Origin of the sequence: Shewanella sp. GutCb (assembly GCF_002836135.1) — a bacterium.
In the GTDB taxonomy this organism is placed as follows: Bacteria; Pseudomonadota; Gammaproteobacteria; order Enterobacterales; family Shewanellaceae; genus Shewanella.
In genome coordinates, this window is sequence record NZ_PJBL01000105.1 from 111217 (window position 1) to 132522 (window position 21306).

At 43.1% G+C, this 21306-nt stretch carries 21 protein-coding genes and 1 riboswitch; of the genes, 7 read left to right on the forward strand and 14 right to left on the reverse strand.

Annotated elements, in window-relative coordinates:
• Window positions 1-280: 280 nt before the first annotated feature.
• A complete protein-coding gene (locus CXF86_RS20615) occupies window positions 281-2620 on the reverse strand; it encodes a Tex family protein (protein ID WP_102039914.1) in 2340 nt (779 codons plus the stop codon).
• Between the two features lie 152 nt (window positions 2621-2772).
• Window positions 2773-3258 (reverse strand): transcription elongation factor GreB, encoded by a 486-nt coding sequence (gene greB, locus CXF86_RS20620; RefSeq protein WP_101090786.1) that lies wholly within the window; start codon window positions 3256-3258, stop codon window positions 2773-2775.
• A gap of 355 nt (window positions 3259-3613) precedes the next feature.
• On the opposite strand from greB, the gene ompR reads away from it, so the two are divergent.
• The 4 genes from ompR to CXF86_RS20640 all read left to right on the forward strand — a co-directional run bounded on the left by ompR (window position 3614) and on the right by CXF86_RS20640 (window position 8761).
• Window positions 3614-4339: an osmolarity response regulator transcription factor OmpR gene (gene ompR / locus CXF86_RS20625; protein ID WP_101090787.1), complete on the forward strand. Its 726-nt coding sequence runs from the start codon at window positions 3614-3616 to the stop codon at window positions 4337-4339.
• Window position 4340: 1 nt separating this feature from the next.
• Window positions 4341-5657: a two-component system sensor histidine kinase EnvZ gene (gene envZ / locus CXF86_RS20630; RefSeq protein ID WP_101090789.1), complete on the forward strand. Its 1317-nt coding sequence runs from the start codon at window positions 4341-4343 to the stop codon at window positions 5655-5657.
• 197 nt (window positions 5658-5854) lie between these two features.
• Window positions 5855-7798: a methyl-accepting chemotaxis protein gene (locus tag CXF86_RS20635; protein ID WP_102039915.1), complete on the forward strand. Its 1944-nt coding sequence runs from the start codon at window positions 5855-5857 to the stop codon at window positions 7796-7798.
• A gap of 111 nt (window positions 7799-7909) precedes the next feature.
• Window positions 7910-8761, forward strand: coding sequence for a hypothetical protein (locus CXF86_RS20640; RefSeq protein WP_101090792.1), 852 nt, complete (start codon window positions 7910-7912; stop codon window positions 8759-8761).
• Between the two features lie 55 nt (window positions 8762-8816).
• Here the strand turns inward: CXF86_RS20640 and CXF86_RS20645 are convergent, their stop codons facing one another.
• The 4 genes from CXF86_RS20645 to CXF86_RS20655 all read right to left on the reverse strand — a co-directional run bounded on the left by CXF86_RS20645 (window position 8817) and on the right by CXF86_RS20655 (window position 11650).
• The gene (locus CXF86_RS20645; protein ID WP_102039916.1) at window positions 8817-9290 is read right to left on the reverse strand and encodes a peroxiredoxin; all 474 of its coding nucleotides are present in this window, start codon (window positions 9288-9290) and stop codon (window positions 8817-8819) included.
• A 181-nt stretch (window positions 9291-9471) separates the two neighbouring features.
• Window positions 9472-9984 carry a sulfatase-like hydrolase/transferase gene (locus CXF86_RS20650; protein ID WP_219622756.1) on the reverse strand — a complete coding sequence of 171 codons (513 nt, stop codon included), beginning with the start codon at window positions 9982-9984 and terminating at the stop codon, window positions 9472-9474.
• An 18-nt stretch (window positions 9985-10002) separates the two neighbouring features.
• Window positions 10003-10128, reverse strand: coding sequence for a hypothetical protein (locus tag CXF86_RS23140; RefSeq protein ID WP_257985428.1), 126 nt, complete (start codon window positions 10126-10128; stop codon window positions 10003-10005).
• Between the two features lie 97 nt (window positions 10129-10225).
• Window positions 10226-11650 (reverse strand): aminotransferase-like domain-containing protein, encoded by a 1425-nt coding sequence (locus CXF86_RS20655; RefSeq protein ID WP_102039917.1) that lies wholly within the window; start codon window positions 11648-11650, stop codon window positions 10226-10228.
• A 375-nt stretch (window positions 11651-12025) separates the two neighbouring features.
• On the opposite strand from CXF86_RS20655, the gene CXF86_RS20660 reads away from it, so the two are divergent.
• Entirely contained in the window at window positions 12026-12562 is a 537-nt protein-coding gene (locus CXF86_RS20660) for a GNAT family N-acetyltransferase (protein ID WP_102039918.1), read from the forward strand.
• Between the two features lie 347 nt (window positions 12563-12909).
• Here CXF86_RS20660 and CXF86_RS20665 read toward each other — a convergent pair whose 3' ends face one another.
• The 3 genes from CXF86_RS20665 to add all read right to left on the reverse strand — a co-directional run bounded on the left by CXF86_RS20665 (window position 12910) and on the right by add (window position 14877).
• Entirely contained in the window at window positions 12910-13323 is a 414-nt protein-coding gene (locus CXF86_RS20665; protein WP_101090878.1) for a VOC family protein, read from the reverse strand.
• A gap of 29 nt (window positions 13324-13352) precedes the next feature.
• Window positions 13353-13646: a hypothetical protein gene (locus CXF86_RS20670; RefSeq protein ID WP_101090880.1), complete on the reverse strand. Its 294-nt coding sequence runs from the start codon at window positions 13644-13646 to the stop codon at window positions 13353-13355.
• Between the two features lie 235 nt (window positions 13647-13881).
• Window positions 13882-14877: an adenosine deaminase gene (gene add, locus CXF86_RS20675; protein WP_102039919.1), complete on the reverse strand. Its 996-nt coding sequence runs from the start codon at window positions 14875-14877 to the stop codon at window positions 13882-13884.
• Window positions 14878-14902: 25 nt separating this feature from the next.
• Window positions 14903-15002, reverse strand: a riboswitch (purine riboswitch).
• A gap of 216 nt (window positions 15003-15218) precedes the next feature.
• Here add and CXF86_RS20680 point away from each other — a divergent pair.
• Together CXF86_RS20680 and yidZ are read left to right on the forward strand one after the other, a co-directional pair.
• Window positions 15219-16433, forward strand: coding sequence for an MFS transporter (locus tag CXF86_RS20680; RefSeq protein ID WP_102039920.1), 1215 nt, complete (start codon window positions 15219-15221; stop codon window positions 16431-16433).
• Window positions 16408-17361, forward strand: coding sequence for an HTH-type transcriptional regulator YidZ (yidZ, locus tag CXF86_RS20685; RefSeq protein WP_102039921.1), 954 nt, complete (start codon window positions 16408-16410; stop codon window positions 17359-17361). The genes CXF86_RS20680 and yidZ overlap by 26 nt, the downstream gene beginning before the upstream one ends.
• Window positions 17362-17764: 403 nt before the next feature.
• Here the strand turns inward: yidZ and CXF86_RS20690 are convergent, their stop codons facing one another.
• From CXF86_RS20690 to CXF86_RS20710, 5 genes are all read right to left on the reverse strand, one after another.
• Complete coding sequence (locus tag CXF86_RS20690; RefSeq protein WP_101090888.1) at window positions 17765-18889, reverse strand: serine/threonine protein kinase; 1125 nt, start codon at window positions 18887-18889, stop codon at window positions 17765-17767.
• Window positions 18886-19473: an ECF-type sigma factor gene (locus CXF86_RS20695; RefSeq protein ID WP_157822905.1), complete on the reverse strand. Its 588-nt coding sequence runs from the start codon at window positions 19471-19473 to the stop codon at window positions 18886-18888. Before CXF86_RS20695 ends, CXF86_RS20690 begins: the two co-directional genes overlap by 4 nt.
• A gap of 73 nt (window positions 19474-19546) precedes the next feature.
• The gene (locus CXF86_RS20700; RefSeq protein ID WP_180961126.1) at window positions 19547-20239 is read right to left on the reverse strand and encodes a metallophosphoesterase; all 693 of its coding nucleotides are present in this window, start codon (window positions 20237-20239) and stop codon (window positions 19547-19549) included.
• Between the two features lie 55 nt (window positions 20240-20294).
• Entirely contained in the window at window positions 20295-20888 is a 594-nt protein-coding gene (locus CXF86_RS20705) for a hypothetical protein (protein WP_101090894.1), read from the reverse strand.
• A gap of 85 nt (window positions 20889-20973) precedes the next feature.
• The gene (locus tag CXF86_RS20710; protein WP_102039923.1) at window positions 20974-21300 is read right to left on the reverse strand and encodes a hypothetical protein; all 327 of its coding nucleotides are present in this window, start codon (window positions 21298-21300) and stop codon (window positions 20974-20976) included.
• Window positions 21301-21306: the final 6 nt, after the last annotated feature.

A 21306-nucleotide genomic window follows, 5' to 3' on the forward strand; every position in this document is an offset into this window, starting at 1 on the left:
TAAGTTTCAAATATCAAACGGCTTACAACATATCCTTTACTGCGTTTAATTCAAGCTATTTAGGCATTATGCTGCAGCCTTTATCGGTTTATCCTGTTTAGAGCACATTTCTGCACGCTAAAATCTTCAATATCCATCTTAATACAGTCATATTAAAAATAGATTAATTTACTTAAACAACAATCATTTACGTGGAATATACGAAAACACCGACAATATTAAATATTGTCGGTGTTTTTCTATTCACAGAGGTTACAGATAACGTTGTCGATATAAGCCGTTATTTTTTCATCTTAGCAAAGGCATCTGCAAACGCATTGCCCATCGCGGCATTGGTCGCCTGCTTTGGCTTAACATTTTTCTGCGGCTGAGATTGTGGTTTTGAGCCTTTATGTTTAGTACCATTATTTGCGGGCCGAGGTGCAGCTTTCGGCGCTTCGCCGGCTTTATCGGTAAGTCGCATACTGAGGCCAATTCGGCGCCTTTCAGCATCGACTTCCATCACTTTAACTTTGACCACATCGCCCGCTTTCACGACTTTATGCGGATCATCAATAAACTTCTCAGTCATCGATGAGATATGCACTAAGCCATCTTGATGCACGCCAACATCAACAAAGGCGCCAAAGTTGGTGACGTTGGTCACCACGCCTTCTAATACCATGTCAGGCTTTAGGTCATTAATCTGTTCAACGCCATCTTTAAAGGTGGCTGTTTTAAACTCACCACGCGGATCGCGTCCAGGTTTGTCTAACTCAAGCAAAATATCGGTCACCGTCGGTAAACCAAAATCGCCACTGATGAAGTCTTTGGCCTCTAAACTGGTTAGCAGCTCAGTATTCCCTACTAACGTCGCAACAGATTGCTGTTTTGCACTCGCGATAGATTCAACCAGTGAATACGCCTCAGGATGCACTGATGATGCATCAAGTGGGTTTTCACCATCGTTGATCCGTAAAAAACCCGCAGCTTGCTCATAGGCTTTAGGCCCTAAACGTGCCACTTTTAGCAGTGTTTTACGATTGGTGAACTGTCCTTGTTCATCGCGGTATCTGACAATATTGCGTGCCAGTGTTTTATTTAAGCCCGCCACCTGTGCCAGCAGCGGCGCTGACGCCATATTCACATCCACACCAACGCTGTTTACACAATCTTCAACAACCGCCTCGAGTGAACTTGAAAGCATGCTTTGGCTCACATCGTGCTGATACTGACCAACACCAATGGCCTTTGGCTCTATCTTGACAAGCTCTGCCAATGGGTCTTGTAAACGACGCGCAATCGACACTGCACCACGAATAGACACGTCAACATCAGGAAACTCTTCCGAGGCTAGCTCAGAGGCTGAATACACAGAAGCGCCCGCTTCACTGACCATCACTTTGGTCAATGTCGGTAGTTCGGCTTTAACTAAGGTGATGAGCTCGGCCGCGAGCTTGTCTGTTTCGCGAGATGCCGTGCCATTGCCGACAGCAATCAGCTCAACCTTATGCATCTTTGCTAAGTTAGCTAAGGTTCTTAACGATTTATCCCACTGTTTTTGCGGAGCATGAGGGAAAATAGTGGAGTGTGCGACCAGTTTGCCAGTGTTATTCACTATCGCAACCTTAACGCCACTACGAAGACCCGGATCTAAGCCTAAAGTGGCTTTGGCGCCCGCTGGGGCTGCCATAAGAAGATCGCCTAAATTACGCGCGAAGACGTTAATCGCTTCCGTTTCGGCACTATCACGCATACGTCCAAAAAACTCGGTTTCCATCTGCAACGCTGTTTTTACTCGCCAAGTTGCAGCAACAACCGTTTTCAACCATTGATCGACTGCGGTGTCTTTAATTGCAAGTTTGAAGTGTTCAGCAATGATGACTTCACAGTAACTTGCTTGTTTGGCTTCTTTATCTGGGTCAGCATTCACGCTTAGGCTCAACATGCCTTCATTGCGGCCGCGTAGCATTGCAAGGGCGCGATGCGATGGGACTTTGGTTAACTTTTCAGAATGCTCGAAGTAATCTCGATATTTAGCACCTTCTTTCTCTTTGCCTTTAGACATGCGGCTTTCTAATACGGCATTTTGCTCAACGTGAGTACGAATTTTTTGCAGTAATTCAGCATCTTCAGCAAAGCGTTCCATTAAGATAAAACGGGCGCCATCTAATACGGCTTTAGCCTCGCTGAAACCGGCATCAACATTAAAATATTCAGCCGCTTTAGCGTCACAATCAGCATCTCGATTAGCCAGTAAAAAGTCCGCTAAAGGCTCAATTCCCGCTTCAATCGCTATCAAACCCTTAGTACGGCGTTTAGGTTTGTAAGGCAGATAAAGATCTTCTAGGCGCGTTTTACTGTCAGCAGCATTAATTGCAGCTTTTAGCTCAGGCGTTAACTTACTTTGCGCTTCAATACTCGACAAAATAACATTGCGGCGCTCATTTAAATCTCGTAAATAGCTAAGGCGACTGTTCAGCGTGCGCAACTGCACATCATCAAGCCCACCCGTTGCTTCCTTACGGTAGCGCGCGATAAACGGTACTGTTGCACCGTCATCCAGTAATTTAATAGTGTCGTTAACTTGCTGAAGACGGACGTTAAGTTCTTCAGCAATAAGCTGTGCAATGTTATGCATATATAGAAGTGATGCCAAAAAGGTAATATTACGCTCAAGATAACACAGCTGAGAAGCAATTTTAATGTCACTAATCGCTGTTTTATCGATGAGGAATCTATTTGGCTAATTTAATTGATCTTTAATCTGTGAGGCCGCAGCAATCTTGCTTGCTAAGCCTCCTCAAATCCTTGATAGGAGATACGGTTGATATACCATACCTGTTCGCCAACAGGCGTATGGATCACGGCTTCGTCATCAACCTCTTTTTTCAACAGACCACGCGCCATAGGGGAATCAATCGAGATGTAGTCATTACGGCCAAAGATCTCGTCATATCCGACGATTTTAAATACCCGCTTCTCAGCAGCATCATTTTCAATCTCAACCCAAGCACCAAAAAAGACCTTACCTTCTTGCGCTGGTGAATAATCGACAACTTTAGTATTTTCGATGGCCTTGCGCAAATAACGCACTCTACGGTCTATTTCTCGCAGTTTCTTCTTGTTAAAAGTGTAGTCCGCATTTTCACTTCGATCGCCTAAGCTCGCAGCCCAACTGACAATCTTAGTGATTTCAGGTCTAAGCTCGCGCCATAAGTAATTCAGCTCTTTCTGCAATTTTTCGAAACCTGCTCGGGTGACGATGTTTGTTCTCATACGGACTACTTTTTAAAGGTTAACGATAATCTGAGGCCAAAAATCATAGCATAATTCAGCTCTGTCGAGGCACTTTACAACGCGGCAGAAATGTTGCGTCAACTTGTGAGCATTTATATTAGCAATTTGTTCAATTTGGTTACAATTTCAAATACAGTCAAACAAAAGAATTATTACTAAATGTTTCAATACCTTAACAACTCTATTCATTTAGTCTTAACGACATAAATGTGCGATTGCGGAATAACTCGCTAGTCATCAACATATTAAAGCGGCTATATTAGGCTAATTCATTTTCAATATCAGCCAGTTGCCTATACCTATTGGCCCTCCTAGCAAAAAAAGGATCCTACGCATGGGACAAGAAACCTCAAAAATTCTCGTTGTCGACGATGATATGAGGCTGCGCGCCTTATTGGAGCGTTACCTGATGGAGCAAGGTTATCAAGTCCGCAGTGCGGCCAATGCCGAACAAATGGACCGTTTATTAGAGCGCGAAAACTTCCATCTACTGGTACTGGACTTGATGCTCCCTGGTGAAGACGGTCTTTCCATCTGTCGCCGACTGCGTCAAACAGGTAACACTATCCCCATCGTTATGCTCACCGCGAAGGGAGATGAAGTCGATAGGATTATCGGTCTAGAACTGGGTGCAGATGATTACCTGCCCAAGCCTTTTAATCCACGAGAGTTACTGGCTCGGATTAAAGCGGTAATGCGCCGCCAAACGCCTGAAGTACCCGGTGCACCGACCCAGCAAGAAGAGGAGATCACTTTTGGTGAATTCTCACTCAATCTTGCGACGCGTGAAATGCATCACGGCGAAGAGGCAATTGCCCTTACCAGCGGTGAGTTTGCAGTATTAAAAGTGTTAGTCAGTCATCCTCGTGAGCCTCTATCACGCGATAAATTGATGAACCTTGCCCGTGGCCGAGATTACTCTGCACTTGAGCGTTCTATCGATGTGCAAGTCTCACGCTTACGCCGCTTAATTGAAACCGATGCTGCTAACCCGCGCTACATTCAAACGGTTTGGGGTTTAGGTTATGTGTTTGTGCCTGATGGCTCATCACGAAAGTAGTATGAAAAAGAGATGGTGGCACCGCTTAGTCCCCCGCAGCTCCTTCAGCCAAACAGTGATGTTAATTGGCTGCCTACTGCTGACTAATCAATTGGTGTCTTACCTTTCGGTTGCGGTTTACTTTATTAAGCCGAGCTATCAACAAATTAACCAACTGATTGCACGCCAAGTAAAACTGTTGTTTGTCGACGGGGTCGATGTTGGCCGTGAACACCTCACTATGGTAGACGCACTTAATGCCAAAGTGGGTGACGATGCCATGCAGTTTTATAATCAAAAAGAGGCGCGTCAAGCAGGTATTGAACGGGCAACCTATTACGGTTTTCTCTCGTCACAAATGTCAGAATACCTCGGCGGTGAAGCCGAAGTGCGCATTGCACAAGGTGAAGAGTTTGAAATTTGGATCCGTCCACCTCAAGCTCCCTCTCTTTGGATTAAAGTTCCGCTAATCGGCTTGAACGAGAAAAATCTTTCGCCACTCACCCTATACTTAATGGTGATAGGCGCCTTGAGTGTCGCCGGTGGATGGTGGTTTGCCCGCCAGCAAAATCGCCCTTTAAGACGCCTACAAAAAGCCGCAATTGCAGTGTCTCGTGGTGATTACCCCGAGCCTTTACCCATCAGTGGTTCTAGTGAAATTGTTGAGGTGACCAATACGTTCAACCAGATGTCCTATTGCATGAAACAACTAGAGCAAGACAGAGCCTTGTTAATGGCCGGGATTTCTCACGATCTCAGAACCCCCTTAACTCGAATTCGTTTGGCGTCTGAGATGATGGTTGAAGAGGACCAGTATTTAAAAGATGGCATTGTGCATGACATTGAAGATATGGATGCCATTATCAATCAATTCATCGCCTATATACGACAAGACCAAGAAGGTACTCGCGAGCTAGAACAAATTAACGATTTGATTAATGACGTGATCCAAGCAGAATCTAATCGTGAAGGCACCATTGAGTCCGATTTAAGTGAATGCCCACAAGTTCTGATGCAAGGCATTGCTATCAAACGTATTTTAAGTAATTTAGTGGAAAATTCTTATCGTTATGGCAATGGCTGGGTCAAAATAAGCTCGCAGTTTAACGGCAAATACCTTGGCTTTAGTGTTGAGGATGATGGCCCCGGTATCGTTGAAGATCAGATCCCCAAACTGTTCGAACCTTTCACTCAGGGCGATACCGCCCGCGGTAGCGTCGGATCAGGTTTAGGTCTAGCAATTATCAAGCGAATCGTTGACCGTCACCAAGGTAAAGTCATTCTCACCAATCGCAATGAAGGCGGCCTGCACGCCCAAGTTTGGCTGCCGCTAGAATAGCGTCACCATCATTGAATCAGAGCCTCTTTCAAGCCGTCGTCTATCGAATCTTCAACAATACGCCTAACATTGAAAGCCCAGAGAGAGCGCTAAATTAGTCATCGATTCAATGGCGTTAGTATTCGCTGTTTTCTTGTAATTTTTTTGTAATCTAAGTGACATATTCTTGCATCATCTTTTTGATGTGAGTCAACGGAATGAAAATATCAACCCTATCGCTTTCTGCATCAGCTGTATTGCTGCTCATTGCAGCATTACTCGCTGGCGTCGTGTTTTGGAGCAGTGAAGAGCGGCTGTTCATTGAGCAACAAACTTCCCAGCTACAACAGATCCAAAAAACCTTTTTAGTTGAAATCAGACGTGAGCTTGATAGGTACCTTACTAGTGGCGACGCTAGTAAGCTTGAACAAGCTAAGCTCAACTTAGCTAAAATTGAGATGCAAATCAGTCAACAACAAAGCGTTGAAGTGTTGCCGCTACAAGCTTCGATTCGACACTTTATTATCGCCCTCGATAATGACTATCGCGCTGCGGGTAAGCTTGCAGGTAATCCCAGGCAATTATTAGCCCATGCTGAATCAGAGATGCTCGATTACAATCGTCGTCTGGCTGATTATGCGCTTCAAGGCTTGCAGCAACAGCCACGACTTGCCAATAAATACTTAGCCTTAACCAGAGAACTGCCACCCTTGATCTATGACTTATCGCAAGTCACTGACGGGTATTTGATCGGCAAAGAGCAGCGACTGAAATCCATATTAGACAGCCTTATTAATGAGCTTAACTTGTGGCATGACAAGCTCGATGCTCTGCCGCTTATCGGGATATATGAAACGCTGGAAGTTGACGAGTTTGCTCTCGGAGATGAAAGCGGAGAAGAGATAGAGATAGGAGAGAGCGCCCACAGTGAACTATTAAGCTTAAGTAATCGCTATAACAAAGAGGTCAACAATACCCACTCGCTATTGATTAAAAACCAACGTACTCAGCAAGCAATGGCTCAGGATATCGCCACCATCGAACAGCTATTATTGGCGCTCGGTATGGAGAAAGAGCAACATAATCAGCAACTAAAGCAAGAACTCAGTATCGCTATCTATACTATGGTGTCTGTGCTTATTCTTTTTGCTATTGGCTATTTAATACTGCAACAACGGCGGGTAATTAAACCGCTCAAACATCTTAACCGCGCCTTCCACAAGTTAAGTGAATCCAATAGTCGAGAGCGACTGGCAATTCAGCGTCGCTGCGAAACGGGTCAAATTGCGGGCCATTTCAACCAGCTTTTACAGCGCTTCGAGAAAGAAGATGAGGTACAACGTGAGCAGATAGCTCATGTATCCAAATCTTTTAGCTTACTCGTTAACCGTATTTCATACCTTTCAGCCAGTACAGAGCAGACTCAAAATATTGTGCTCACCGCACAAGACCAAACTGAGCATATCCGTGTATTGGCACAAGATGTGAGTCAAACCTCGGGGCAAGTGGAGCAAAGCGCACAACAAACCATGCAGCAGATGCAGCTCAGCCAGCAAGAAGCCCAAGCCGTGCTCGATGCAACAGCAGACTCACAAGTTGCAGTCACTCATTGCCATCAATCGCTTGCTAGCCTTACAACGTCGGTTTCTGACGTGTCTAGAATCATTGATGTGATTAGTAATATTGCCGAACAAACCAACCTACTCGCCCTTAATGCTGCTATCGAAGCTGCCAGAGCAGGCGAGCAAGGCAGAGGCTTTGCCGTGGTTGCTGACGAGGTCAGGAATCTATCGCAACGAACCCAAATCTCACTAAAAGAGATTATGCAGATCCTCAACCAGCTCACTCAAGCTAATACTGACCTTGATGAACGGGTGCATGGCATTGAAGAGGCTACACAGACTCAAAGACAACGCGCACAGAGCCTATGGCAAGTCGCTCAAAATGTGCAATCTCAAGCAAGCGATATGGCCAGTACCGCCAAACAAGGGGCTAATAGTGCCTTAGAGCAAGTCAGCTATTTGGACGATTTTGTTAGCGCAATGAACAGCCTTAAAGACCATGCTCAAGCTGCCTCACTGCAAAGTGATGAGATAGCCAAAGAGGTTGAATTGAGCGTTGAAAATATCGAAGTCAGCTTAGGCATTAAGACGAGCGTTTGAAAAACATGCCGGCGATGCTAGGTTTTTGTAACCTTTCTGTAAGAATCCAGCTAAAATAACAGTACTTTCAATAGCGTTATGCTGGATTTTAACAAAGGGAATAGGGATATTATGAACAACCTCCTCTTAAGCGCGGTTATCGCGACAAGCTTTTTATCAGGTCAGGTTAATGCAGCCGAGTCTGACTCCCCTTTTGCAATATCCATATTAACGGCTATGGAAACCTATGAAGATTCTCCTGATAGCTCCCTGTCTAAAGGTGTGGGTGTCTCTGTCATCTGGGACGACCTTCGCTACGATAATACCTACCAGTTAGACAAGAATTACTTTAGAGTCCGCGGCACTTATTATTACGAGCAAGATTCAGAAAAATACGACGAAGATAGATATCGTAACTCGATGGACATGAAGCTTCAGTACCAACGTCCTTTCATGAATATCAACAATAACGCTAACCACACCTTAAGCTTTGTAGGTCGCTACGAAGGTCACTATAACAGCCAGCAACTTGAAGAATTTGAACAACTCGCCATTGCAGGGCTTGGACTCAACAATCGCTACGGTGATGTCAATTACTATGACCTTGGCTTAACACTTGGTGTTGCGTATAGCGAAGAAGAGAAAGATGACGATTGGCCACGCGAATATAAAGGCATTACCGAAGATGAGTTAAATCGTCGAGGTTACGGCTACTACTTTGCTTGGAGCAACCGTTACACCTTTGGTCACTCTGGTGTGCAGTTAGGCATTGATTACAGCCGTTATGATGGCCTTTGGGGTTATAAAGATGGTAAGTCATACACCTTTAACCGCCTAAACATGAGCGTGGTCGTGCCGTTAGCTGATAACAATAACTTGCTCCACTTTATCACTCAATATATTGACCGAGAATCAGAGCAAGACTTGATTGGCTTTGATGACGTACTGTATCGCGTTGCCGTTGAATACGTGCATTATTTCTAAAAACAGCAAAATAAAAAAGGAGCTATTAAGCTCCTTTTTTAGATGCTTTTACCGCTTAAAGTGTCGCTAGAATCGCTTCAGCAGTACTGACTTCAAATGACTGTGGTGCTTCAACATTTAATGTTGTGACTACGCCATTATCAACTACCATCGCATAACGCTGTGAACGCACACCGCCAAAACCAGCAGTGTCCATCTCGAGTCCTAATGCTTTGGTAAAGCTCGCATCACCATCGGCTAACATCATCAATTCAGATGCATTTTGTGCAGCTCCCCATGCTTTCATGACGAATGCATCGTTAACTGAAACACATGCAACAATATCAACACCTTTAGATTTGAATTCGTCAGCCATCACTACAAAACCAGGTAGATGAGCTTCAGAACAGGTCGGTGTAAAGGCGCCTGGTACTGCAAAAAGTACCACTTTTTTATTGGCGAATAGCTCAGCAACATTATGATTTAGCATACCATCGGCTGTGAGTTCTGCCAGAGTGCCAGCGGGTAAAGCTTGTCCTTGTTCGATCATTAGGTGTTCCTTTCAATGTTAGAATAGTGGCTGTATCTATATGCTAGTGCAATTTACCGCAAACAAATACAGAGAGAAAACAGGGTTATCAAGTTAGTAGCCCTTTATATTGTCCATAAAAAAGCTCATCGTAAATGATGAGCTTTCAAAGTGTCGCTATTTCCACTACGACTTTCCGCCTCTAGTTACCGACGCCACCGGTGTTAATCGGGCCACTGTCAGCCGTCACCGCAGGCCACTGGATCAAAAATGGCGCTCTAACGCCCCCTTCCCAAGTGGTTCCTTTCTCACCATGAAACGGCGTCATACCACCGTCAGGCCAAGTCATTATCTCTGGTCCATTATCGGCAGTGAAAATAATAATGGTGTTATCGGCAATCCCTAGCTCTTCAATTTTTGCCAGCATCTCACCAACATGATCATCGAGATCTTTCATCACCACTTCTTGAAGACCCCAACCATTAGTACCCAGCATTTTTTCATATTTAGGCGAAAGGTGTGTCCACACATGGCCGCGAGATGGACAATACCAGGTGAAAAATGGTTTGTTCGCCTTTACTGCTTTTTCAATAAAGTTAATGGTGTGCCTGTTAACTTCATCATCAAGCGTCCGCGTCCGCATCCGCTCAATAGACAATGGTCCGTCATCTTTAATCGACTGGCCACCCTTACCATCGGATTTAGCATGGATCACGTTTCGCGGCGCAAACTTCTAAAACGCTTTATCTTTTGGCCAATCGGGATCTTCGGTGTATTCCATCGCATTCAAATGGTGTAACCAGCCCCAGTATTCGTCAAAACCATGCTTGGTCGGTAAAAAATAATATTTTACAGACACTTATAACTATCTTCACCGAGTAACTAAAGAAGATCGACGGTGCAGAAATTGATGATGAAAATAGCCATCTAATTCACGTTCACCTCGCAACCTAACGCTATTGCTGTACATACTCCGCGATAATCTGCCCCAGTAAACCAATTCCATTTTCCATCTCCTCATTCCATGGCAATGCATAGGTTATTCGGAAATAATTATCGTAACGGCTATCGAGCGTAAACATGGCTCCAGGGGCAATAGACAATTTATTATCAATCACTTTATGCCACAACGCTTGGCTGGTTAAATCCGCTGGCAGCTGAAACCAAATACAAGGGCCGCCGCTAGGCTGACTAAGATAAAACGGTGTTGCGGTAATGGTAGCCAAGTGCGGCCTAAGCAGTGCCATTGTCGCACTGTAGTTCTGCTGTATTTGAGTTCTAAGTGCAGTGAGGTGCTTGTGATAGCGGCCAGAATCCATCATCTCTTGTACCATGTGCTGCAGCAAGATACTTGGCTCTTCGGCGACGGTTTGCTTAGCAAATTGACACTCATCAAAGCTATTAATACACAATAAATAGCCCAAGCTGATGGTCGGTGAAATGGTATCGTAAAAATCGACAATGCAGATCACTCGGCATGATGACTGCTCACACACCAAACTTGCAATCGTCACTGGGCGTTCACTGCCAAAATAGAGTTCACCACGATCATATTCAATTAACGTCACATGATGTTTTTCAGCCCACTCAATAAGCTGTAGTTTTTCGCTGTTACTGAGCACTCTGCCAGTAGGATCAGCAAAATTGGGATTCACCAAATAGGTCGTAAAAGACTGCGATTCATAAGCGCTACTTAACAGCGCAAGCTCGTCTTGATAGTCAGCCTGCATAGGTATTTCAACCACATCTGCATTGAACTGTTTCAACATGGTTTGAAAATAAAATGACATAGGTGACTCGACAGCAATCGGCTGCTGTAAAGCTTTAGCTGCGATAAGCGCTAGCATTAACCCTTCTTGTCGTCCGTTAGTGATCAGAACTTGTTCATAATTAAACACTTGCTGACTGCGCAACAGATGCTGACAAATAGCCTGCCTAAACGCAGCAACGCCTTCGATTGGATCTTGCATCCATAGCTTATAAGGCCGTTTAGCCAGCGCTTTTTTGTGCAGCTGATTAAGCAGCAACTCGGGATCTATCACTGTACTGGGTGCAGTGCACGATAACGGTAAAATATCATCATCATTAAAGGAGTATTGCACCGCTCTATCGAGTGTTAACCCGGCAAGCACCCTATTGATTTGGCGACCATAATTAGGCGGTTTGGCATTGACTCTAGAGACCACAAAATAGCCACGTTTGGGCTTGGCGACCACCCAGCCTAAACGCTCCAATTCATGATAAGCCTGCATGATCGTTGATATCCCCAACTGCCTTTGTTTAGCGAATGTGCGCACTGACATTAGCTTTCCCGTCAGTTGACCTTGCTCAATGGCAGTCATGATCTCATCGACAACTTTTCGATATTTAAACGCTGCCATTAGTGATTCATCATCTGTATTGGGTTTTATTGGCTTTAACTGTATCTGTTTTGCATTTCAATCTCTATGTAATACTAATTACAGTAAATATTTAGTCAATTCAGAAGCGCTCAAGCCTTTCAATTCAAGGCGCATTGACGAGAGAATGGTTATTCCCTTGTGAGCCAATGTAAAGCAGAAGTGGAATGCTTGAGCGCTTCCCGTAGGGTGGGTTTCAAAGTACTGCATGCTACGGCGAAAACTCTTGATATAGAATAACTATTAGCTTCAAGCTTCCGACTTGCCTTCAGCACTTTGAATTCCCACTGAATGAACAAATACTTAATACAATTGGTATATGGTAAAAACCAATACAGAATAGAGGATGTAAAAAATATGAAAGTCATCACTGAAACAGAGCGCTTAATCATTCGAGAATTTAATCGCGGCGATGCCCAAGCCGTTTATTACTTTAACTCTCCAGAAGCCGTCAACCGCTACACTGGCGATGCGGGGCTGTGCGAGAGCATCGAAGATGCGACAAACATCATCGAGAACATCTGGATTAAAGAGTATGCAGAATTTGGCTTTGCTCGTTGGGCGGTGGTGCTAAAAGAGACCGGGCAGGTTATCGGCTTTTGTGGCTTTAAAAATGAAACGCGTATTAATGCTGTCGATATTGGTTACCGTTTTCACCCCGACTATTGGGGCCAAGGCTTTGCCACTGAGTCAAACCAAGCGTGTCTCACCTATGCTCGTGCCCATATGGATTTGGATATGGTTTATGGCGAAGTGATGCCAGAAAATAGCGGCTCTATCCATGTGCTGAAAAAGCTGGGAATGCAGTTTGTAAAACAGTATCAAGAGGGTGGGTACACCATCGACAGCTATGTAATCCAGCTAAAGTCGCTAAGCTGCGACAATAAAACCTAACTGTTTTGCGCTACTACAGCGATCATCTGCATAGGCAGTTAATTTATCTGTATATTTATACTATAAGGTCATTGAAGAACAGTCATTCAGTCAAACCATCGCCGACGATATGTTAGTGTTAACTAACATATCGATTGAGCAAAATATCATACTAAATAAAGATATTAGATAGGCCCGTTAACCTTACTTTTATCTTGCGATCTTTAAGCTCAGCGGCATGATCAGATGTCATTAACTCTTCAAGTAACGGTTGTCCAACGTCCCCTTTAGAACAGTATTAACCGCCTTGGATGTTAGTCTGTCGTATCAAAGTTTATTAAACAAAAAGGCGTTACGACTTACACCACCTAAGCAGTGGTTTTAATTAATTGTAATAAATCCCACTTAGTACCATAAAGATCTTTAAATACGACCACCATGCCATATTCTTCCGACCTTGGTGCTTCAGTAAACTCAATACCATTAGCCTTCATCTGCTCATAGTCACGCCAAAAGTCATTGGTGTGTAGAAACAAGAATACTCGACCACCCGTTTGATAACCCACAGATCGCTTTTGCTCTTCATTACTCGCTTGAGCTAATAACAGACTCGTGCCTGTAGAGTTTGGCGGAGCGATCAATACCCAACGTTTACCACCCCCTAAATCAAGGTCTTCAATCAGTTCAAACCGCAGTTTTTTAGTGTAAAACGCAATGGCATCATCATAGTTTTCGACCACTAAGGCAACGCTGCCTATGTTCTGTTCGATAGCTTTACTCATATCATTTTCACTCCTAGTTATACCAATCATTATTTAATTTCTACGCCACATTTACAGCATTTATCTTGGGGCCAACGCAACGAAAAAATACTTAAGCCTGGTACCACTTGTCTTGCACCGCAATTAGAACAGCCTAAGCGAATCGCATAAAGAATCGTGAACGTCCCCCAGCCCATTGTAAGCAAGAACATCCAGTTATCTAACGAATAAAAATTACTTACATCAAAGCGCTCAGAAGATGTTCTATATACAATCGTTATGGCAGGCGTACCAGTAAAATACCAATTAATCGGCGTTTGTATTTGTTCATCAATAACTTCCATGTAGTAATATTTTTACTCTTAAATAATACGTTAGTTATTTTTATATATATCAATTAACCAGTATGAATACCGACTGAAATAACACAAAAAATGAGACAATAAGCTTAAGTTTTAGCTTTACGGTAAGCATTGAAGGGGAATTGAGAGAACAAAAAATAGACGGAGAAAGAGTTGAAAGCGACCCAGAGCATCTGCCCTGAGTCATATATCGGCGAGAATAAACGCAAGCGCGGTATTATTCTGCCAAGGTTAATAGTTGCTGCTTTACCGCTGCAGAAGCAAATGAATGTTCAACACTTACCTTGTATATCTCAAAATACTCTTTACGGCTTAGTTTAAACTCTTGCATAACTTTGCGGACTTCATCAGTCATGGTGGTATTCGAAACCGTGCGGTTATCGGTATTGATTGTGATCAACACACCATCTTTATAAAATTCGCTGAAAGGGTGTTCACTCAAGTTGTCGACCGCTTTAGTTTGTACATTACTTGTTGGGCAGCTTTCTAAGGCAACCGATGCACTTTTTGTTAAATCATAAGCTGCTCGATGCGTCTTAATATCAATACCGTGACCAATACGCTCAGCGCCAAGCATAGTAATAGCATCATGCACGTTTTGCCCTACGCCCTGCTCACCCGCATGAATAGTCACTCGATAGCCTTTCTTAACCGCATATTGCGCATGAGGAATAAATCCTTCGCAGAACCCAGGCAATTCACTGCCCGCAAGATCGAAAGCGACTACGCCGTCATTAATGAAGTTGGCGCCCGCATCAATAACTTCGTTAACTCTATCTTTAGGCATATTACGGATAATCGACAGAATGAAATTACCTTTGATGTCGTATTGCGACTCCGCTCTTTTCATCCCGTTAACTGCACTGCCAATCACTTGTTCCAGCGTCAACCCACTTTGAAGATGTAATAACGGCGCAAAACGCACCTCAAGATACTTTACGTTCTCTTTGGCAGCATCTTCAAATACTTCAAAAGCAATCCGCTCAATACCAGTAGCGGTTTGCATCACTGACAGTGGCAATTCAAATCGAGTCAGATATTCATCTAGATTTTGGCAGGTATCGGGGGCGATCATTAACGATTGAATGTCACTAAGATCATTGCTGGGTAATGGCACGTTTTGCTGCTGCGCGATATCAATAACGCTTTGCGGACGAACGCTACCATCTAGGTGGCAATGTAGATCGATTTTGGGCAAGTCTAAATAATTCATAGGTCTCTACCTTTATTGAATAAGAAATTAAAGTCACAGACCTCATAATCAAGAATTTAAGGCTCTTGGTAGAAACTCCCAAACCATATCATTGGGATTATACGAAGTAATGTACCCAAGCTATTTCTAGATGCTGAATCCTGCATATAGAGTTTGGGTATAAGCGGGGTAGAATTTAACATTGTTAGCGCTATGACTACAAGCCGCTTAAAAATAACTACAAATAAAATACCTTATTGATCAACCGTATGTCGTAATAAGAAATACCTGTTGTCATAACAGCAACTCGTATATTGATAATTGGGAGCTTATTATCCTGCAATCAATTATACGAGGTACTTATGTTTCGATATCTTCTTTGCAGTTTTGCGCTTGTGCTCCTCTATCCCACCGCGATCGATCTCTACCTTGTGGGGTTACCTCAAATCGCACAAGATCTCGGTGCCAGTGAATCTCAATTGCACCTCGCGTTTTCAATCTACCTTGCAGGCATGGCGGCCACGATGCTATTTGCTGGGCGCTTTGCCGATGCCGTCGGCCGTAAGCCTGTCGCCATTGTTGGAGCGACTATCTTTATTATTGCCTCTGCACTTTGCGGTGCAGCTGACAACACTCAAACATTCTTAATCGCGAGATTTGCCCAAGGAATTGGTGCTGGATCTTGTTATGTCGTGGCATTTGCTATTTTACGTGACACTTTAGACGACCAACGTCGCGCCAAGGTGCTGTCGATGCTGAACGGTATCACTTGTATCATTCCTGTTATTGCGCCGGTTATTGGCCACTTAATTATGCTCAAATTCCCATGGCAGAGTCTGTTTACAACGATGACTGGCATCGGAATATTGGTGTGTATCTTGTCTATATTTATCCTAAAAGAAACGAAACCCGATAAAGATGCTGAGCAGCAAACTGACAGTAACAAAAACCTCAATATAGCCAATACCGCAAAGCCTGAGATGTTTCTCGAACGCTATTTCATCAGCCGATTAATTATCACCGCCATGGGCGTGACGACCATTCTGACTTACGTCAATGTTTCACCCATGCTGATAATGGGAACGATGGGCTTTGATCGTGGCGAATACTCATCGGTGATGGCGTTAACGGCTTTGGTGAGCATGACCTCATCATTCTTAGCACCATTGGCATTCTCTTGGTTGAAACAAAGCACGCTAATGCTGATCTCACAATGCGTATTAATGGCAGCGGCACTCGTGTTAGTCGTCTCCTATTTCGGTGTCGACAATCACAGCTTGTACCTCGTTGGATTCGGGCTGACATGCAGTGGATTCGCCATTGGTTTTGGTGTCGCAATGAACCAAGCCCTCAGCCCATTTTCCCTAAGGGCAGGCGTGGCCAGTTCTTTGCTCGGTATCGCCCAAGTATGCAGTTCTGGCTTATATATATGGCTTATGGGGCTGCTTGGTGTGAGCCCATTAAATATGTTGCTGATAATATTGCTGCTAGGTAGCCTTATTAGCCTCACTCTAATACTATTATTGGGGTCTCCCCTTCACAGTGGTCCAAATGAAAAAATCGTTAGCACGGCTTGATCTTAATTTGTTGTTCACGCTACAAATTTTACTCAAAGAGCAAAATGTGTCTAAAACCGCTAAGAAGCTAAATGTTACTCCTTCTACGGTAAGTAAAGCGCTTAAAAAGCTTAGAGATTGGTTCGACGATCCGTTATTTGTTAAAACACCTCAAGGCTTGAGGCCAACCCCTCTAGCGCAAAGTATCGAGGAAGATCTCGCTGAGTGGCTGCAAATGGGCAGCCAGATCCTAGAAAAACGCGGAGATGAAGTACCCAATGGTGTGCATTTTAATCTAGTGATGGAATCACCTTTACTGCTAATCATGTTTAATCAGCTATCACAGTCAATCTACCAAAAGTATCCTGATGCAAAATTGAAGGTTCAAACTTGGGATTATGATTCGCTAGAGTCGATTATTTGCGGCGATGCTGACATCGGTTTTTCAGGTAGAGAGAGCCACCCACGTTCCAAAGAATTGCTGGATTTACTACCCTACTTTATTGACTTTGAAGTGTTATTTACCGATCTACCCATGGTGTACTTGCATAAAGATCATCCCGCACTGCTAGAAGAGTGGAACATAGATACGTTTCTCAAATACGCTCATATTAATATTGTTTGGGAAAAGAGCGAGAGCTGGGCGCTCGACGAAGTGCTAATGGAGATAGGGTTAACTCGCAATGTCGCCCTGACCATGAACAGCTTTGAACAGTCTCTCTTTATGGCTGCTCAACCTGGGCATAATATGTTCACAACGGCGCCTAAGTATTGCCAACAATATGTTCAGCATATGCGTTTTGATTTAGTCAGCCTGCCGATCCCTTTAGATAAGGAGTATCTCGACAAACTACTCACCCCCTTTACCATGCTGTGGCACAAACGCAACGGACATAATCCCAAAATAAGGTGGCTCAGAGACACCATAAAAAGCCTTTATTGCTCATAGGTTTAATGCCGACTAGATCTGTGGTTCGATCTATATTGCTATATAGGTGAATTGGAAAGAGTTTAAAATATAAATGAGCTAGCGATGCGTATTTGTCCTAATCAATAAATGTTAGGGGCTGTTGATCTTTCACGGTTGTTTTTGCCGCCGTTTATTGGCTATTTTGACAAGGCGGAGGCTATGTCGTTTAGTCATTCTCCACAAATAGCCTACAACACCGTAAAAATAGCCAAGAAGCGCGGCCCTTCGGGTTCGTTTCAATGCTTTTAGTCTTTTATGGCTAGAATGCGTTACAAGCTTTTCGCTTAGCCAGCTAAGCATCATCGCTCAAGCCTTGTACTAAAAGTATTATTCTTTACCGTAGAGAGTCGAGCAAAAACTAAGATCGAAAGATCAACGGCCCCTAGTTAAATATAATCCACAAACTGGTCGCTACAGAGTAAACCAACAACACACAAGTAAGTGAGGTAAAGGGCTTACGCTTTAATAGCTTTTGGAACAGATAAGGGCCACTTTGTGAAAACTCTTGAACCGGTAAACCTTGCTGGTAATAGCGGATACTTTTCCTAAGTGCTTCTGCATTTGAGTAGCGATGCTCAGGTCTAATCGATAACGCTTTTTTTATAATCGCATTGAGCTCGGTATTATTAAGTTTATCCACATCCATTTTCGTCGCCACTTTATCCGTCAGCAAATAATGTAATATAACCCCCAATGAAAAAACATCTGATTGCGCGGTACATTTTTGACCTAAAACCTGCTCTGGCGCACTCCAATAGCGCGTAAAAGCCTGGATGGTATCGTGGCTTTTTTCACTAGCACTCGCTTGATATTTACTGGCCAGACCCAAGTCGATTAACACCAAGTGGCCTTGCTCATTAATAATGATATTCTGTGGTTTTATATCACCGTGGAAAAACTGTTCATGATGAAGGTAACTGACAGCTCGCATCAATTGATCAAACACATTTAGCCTCTCATTTTGGCTAACGTTATTATTGGCTATCCAGCTATCTAATCCTAGACCATCAATGTAATCCATCACAATGCAGGCATGACCTTGTACCTCAGACACCCCGTAAATACTGCACACATTAGGGTGATCTAACGCGATTAAAATAGACGCTTCATTAAAAAATATCGCCTTTTGTTGGCCTGAGTTAAGCTTATTGGTACGGAGAATTTTGACAGCAGCTTTATGTACTTTTTCACTCTCGCAGTCATGGCTCACTAAGCGTTGTTCACCTTGAAACACCAAGCCCATACCGCCAGATTCTGACACTAGTTGGGTAATCGTAAACCCCATCACCTGCTGACCAATAAAGGTATTTTGATCCATCGGATTTTGATTAGAAATTTGCTGAGATAATAATTGGCTACTCGATAGCGGAATATCGTCCACCAAGAGCATTTTTTCAAGCTCAATGGCTGCGGCAGGATAGGCCCTCTTCAACGGTAATAGCCGCTTTTCTTGCTCTATTTTACTTAAACTTGCCAATTCAATGTACAGGGAAACGATATCTATCATTCGCTTAATTTAGCTCTCAGCCATACAGTGGCAAATTTTAAATCACTATCGACGGTTCTAGGAGACAACCCTAAAATATCGGCAATTTGTTGATGCGACACTATGGCAAAATTTTTAAGTTCAAACACTTCAGCTTGTCTTGGATAAGTTTGTTGTAACTGCTCTAATACGGATGACAATGCTAGATTTTCAGTCCAATTAGGCAACAACACATCCGAATCGGATAATTGCGAATTCAAAAACTCATATTTAGCTTTTTGCTTGTTAATTAACGACTGGTGCGGCTTACCAAACAGTAAATGCCACACTGACACGCGTACATAGTCAAAAAAGTCTTGTCGGTTTTCAAAAGGCAGCTCATCGTTACGCCAGCGGTGTAATTTCACCACAGACTCACTCGCTAACTCAGTAATCGAAGCATCATGCAGGATAGTTTCATTTGGGCGATGCTGTGAGAGGTACTTTCCAACTATTGCGCGAATATCTTGATAAGCATAAGTGAGAAATTCCTCACTTTGATCTTTATCCCTATTTTGCCAACCCACCAATAATTCAGTGGCATTATTTAACTCTCTAATTGACACGTAAATCCCTCTATTCGCCACTTATAGACAACCGATAATCATCTATTTATGCTTCAATTACTAGTTATTACAGTTAATTAAGTTCATCCATATTAAAATCATTTAAGTTTATAATGGTCAGCTCTTGTTTTAATGCAAACGTATCAATCCAATAGCGATTATCAAACTGAGTAATATGACTAACAGGGCTATGTCCGTGCACCACATAGTCGATCATATCGATACCTTTACATGATTCATTTTTATGTAAAGGTCGGCTCCATAACACTTGCCAAATATCTTCATCGGACAACTCACCCTTTTGTAGAGTTTGCCAGTCAGGTGGGGCTGATGCATGGCTAATACCAATGTTTTTTCCATTGACACTAATCGTCCGGGTCAATGGCATGGTGATATCAATTAATGTTTTCCAACGCATTAGCACATCAAATCGGTCTAAGTGTTGTGACAACCACTCGCCCCCTTTTTGCTGTAATACATCCCAATACTCAGAGGACTGAAAGCCCAATAAAAACAACTGTTCATGGTTGCCCATTACTGAAAAAAACCACTTCTTGGTTAATAAATTTAAGCATTCAATACTTTCTGCACCTTTACTGATGAGATCCCCAGTGCAAAAAAGTCGGTCAATCTGAAAGTTAAACCCCAATGTAAACAATTGCTCATAGAGTCGTTTAATTTGCCCATGAATATCACCGACAATATAATCTTTGCCCAAGACGTTGGCAGTATTAAACACATGCTGTTTTCGAGGTTTAAAATGCATTACTTTGAACCTTAAAAAATGGCCAGTCATCAACTGGCCATTCGAAAATGACAATCTACTTTTGAACCAGTTGAGCCCACAGAGCATGGTTGGTTTTGTAGCCAGGCTTAATCGTTGTAATGACCACTAACACAAGACTGACTAAGAAAAGATAAAGACCAATATCGGTATACTTAAGAGCCTCACCTAACCCACGCATAATGTCTTTTGTTCTTGCTCCACCTAGCATTTGAGTCATCTGAAACATCTCTGCTAATTGCTGGTAAAGTGTATAACCAATAGACACTAGTAATATAAGCAATAAACTGCGTGAAATTAACTGCTTTGCACCCAATAGGTGGCTACACAAAGCCAGAATAACAATCACATATAACCAAGACGGTGTTAGCTCGCTCAACGGCATACTACTTCCCATAAATGTCATCACTGGGAAAAATGTGCTCAGCAGCATAAAAGCCAAACTAAATACCGCGAAAAAGTTCATTAATTTAATGCTCGCAGTATCGACAGCTAACGCTCTATCTTTAGTATTGGTAAGGGTTACCTTAGCTTGTTCAAAAGCTTGCGACTGCTGTAAATCACTGGTTAGCTGCCCTGCGGTATTTCTGGCCTCGCTAGCCAAGTCTAACGCTTTATTCTTTAATGACATGTCTTGTTATCCCTGTTATTTCGGTCTGTTTTTTACCCAAGAAGGTTATACACCTCAAGAGTATTTGGTGGTTGCTGCCTACTGATTAAAGTTGGAGAATGTTAGCGGCTAATAACTCTCGATCTAAATTAATATCATCATCTTCTGCACGCTCAATGATGTACGACAGTTCGCATGCATTCACGATGTCACTTTGTTCACTGGTCATCGATTTAGTCAGGCTTCTCACTCCCGCTTCCTTAAAGCAAGTATTCATCATTTTCATTTTCTGTTGGAAATCACCTGATGAATTCCAATCTTGGATCCAAGCTAATTGATCTTCTTCTGCAGAGCTTCCACAACCGACTAATATGATCGCAGCCAAGCCAAATAACATTGCAGATTTAATGTTGTTTCCAGTATTCGATTTCATCGTTAT

Excerpts from the sequence above, each read along its gene's own strand:
- CXF86_RS20615 (WP_102039914.1), bottom strand. The coding sequence starts at position 2,620 with ATGCATAACATTGCACAGCTTATTGCTGAAGAACTTAACGTCCGTCTT.
- greB (WP_101090786.1), bottom strand. The coding sequence starts at position 3,258 with ATGAGAACAAACATCGTCACCCGAGCAGGTTTCGAAAAATTGCAGAAA.
- ompR (WP_101090787.1), top strand. The coding sequence starts at position 3,614 with ATGGGACAAGAAACCTCAAAAATTCTCGTTGTCGACGATGATATGAGG.
- envZ (WP_101090789.1), top strand. The coding sequence starts at position 4,341 with ATGAAAAAGAGATGGTGGCACCGCTTAGTCCCCCGCAGCTCCTTCAGC.
- CXF86_RS20635 (WP_102039915.1), top strand. The coding sequence starts at position 5,855 with ATGAAAATATCAACCCTATCGCTTTCTGCATCAGCTGTATTGCTGCTC.
- CXF86_RS20640 (WP_101090792.1), top strand. The coding sequence starts at position 7,910 with ATGAACAACCTCCTCTTAAGCGCGGTTATCGCGACAAGCTTTTTATCA.
- CXF86_RS20645 (WP_102039916.1), bottom strand. The coding sequence starts at position 9,290 with ATGATCGAACAAGGACAAGCTTTACCCGCTGGCACTCTGGCAGAACTC.
- CXF86_RS20655 (WP_102039917.1), bottom strand. The coding sequence starts at position 11,650 with ATGGCAGCGTTTAAATATCGAAAAGTTGTCGATGAGATCATGACTGCC.
- CXF86_RS20660 (WP_102039918.1), top strand. The coding sequence starts at position 12,026 with ATGAAAGTCATCACTGAAACAGAGCGCTTAATCATTCGAGAATTTAAT.
- CXF86_RS20665 (WP_101090878.1), bottom strand. The coding sequence starts at position 13,323 with ATGAGTAAAGCTATCGAACAGAACATAGGCAGCGTTGCCTTAGTGGTC.
- CXF86_RS20670 (WP_101090880.1), bottom strand. The coding sequence starts at position 13,646 with ATGGAAGTTATTGATGAACAAATACAAACGCCGATTAATTGGTATTTT.
- add (WP_102039919.1), bottom strand. The coding sequence starts at position 14,877 with ATGAATTATTTAGACTTGCCCAAAATCGATCTACATTGCCACCTAGAT.
- CXF86_RS20680 (WP_102039920.1), top strand. The coding sequence starts at position 15,219 with ATGTTTCGATATCTTCTTTGCAGTTTTGCGCTTGTGCTCCTCTATCCC.
- yidZ (WP_102039921.1), top strand. The coding sequence starts at position 16,408 with ATGAAAAAATCGTTAGCACGGCTTGATCTTAATTTGTTGTTCACGCTA.
- CXF86_RS20690 (WP_101090888.1), bottom strand. The coding sequence starts at position 18,889 with ATGATAGATATCGTTTCCCTGTACATTGAATTGGCAAGTTTAAGTAAA.
- CXF86_RS20700 (WP_180961126.1), bottom strand. The coding sequence starts at position 20,239 with ATGCATTTTAAACCTCGAAAACAGCATGTGTTTAATACTGCCAACGTC.
- CXF86_RS20705 (WP_101090894.1), bottom strand. The coding sequence starts at position 20,888 with ATGTCATTAAAGAATAAAGCGTTAGACTTGGCTAGCGAGGCCAGAAAT.
- CXF86_RS20710 (WP_102039923.1), bottom strand. The coding sequence starts at position 21,300 with ATGAAATCGAATACTGGAAACAACATTAAATCTGCAATGTTATTTGGC.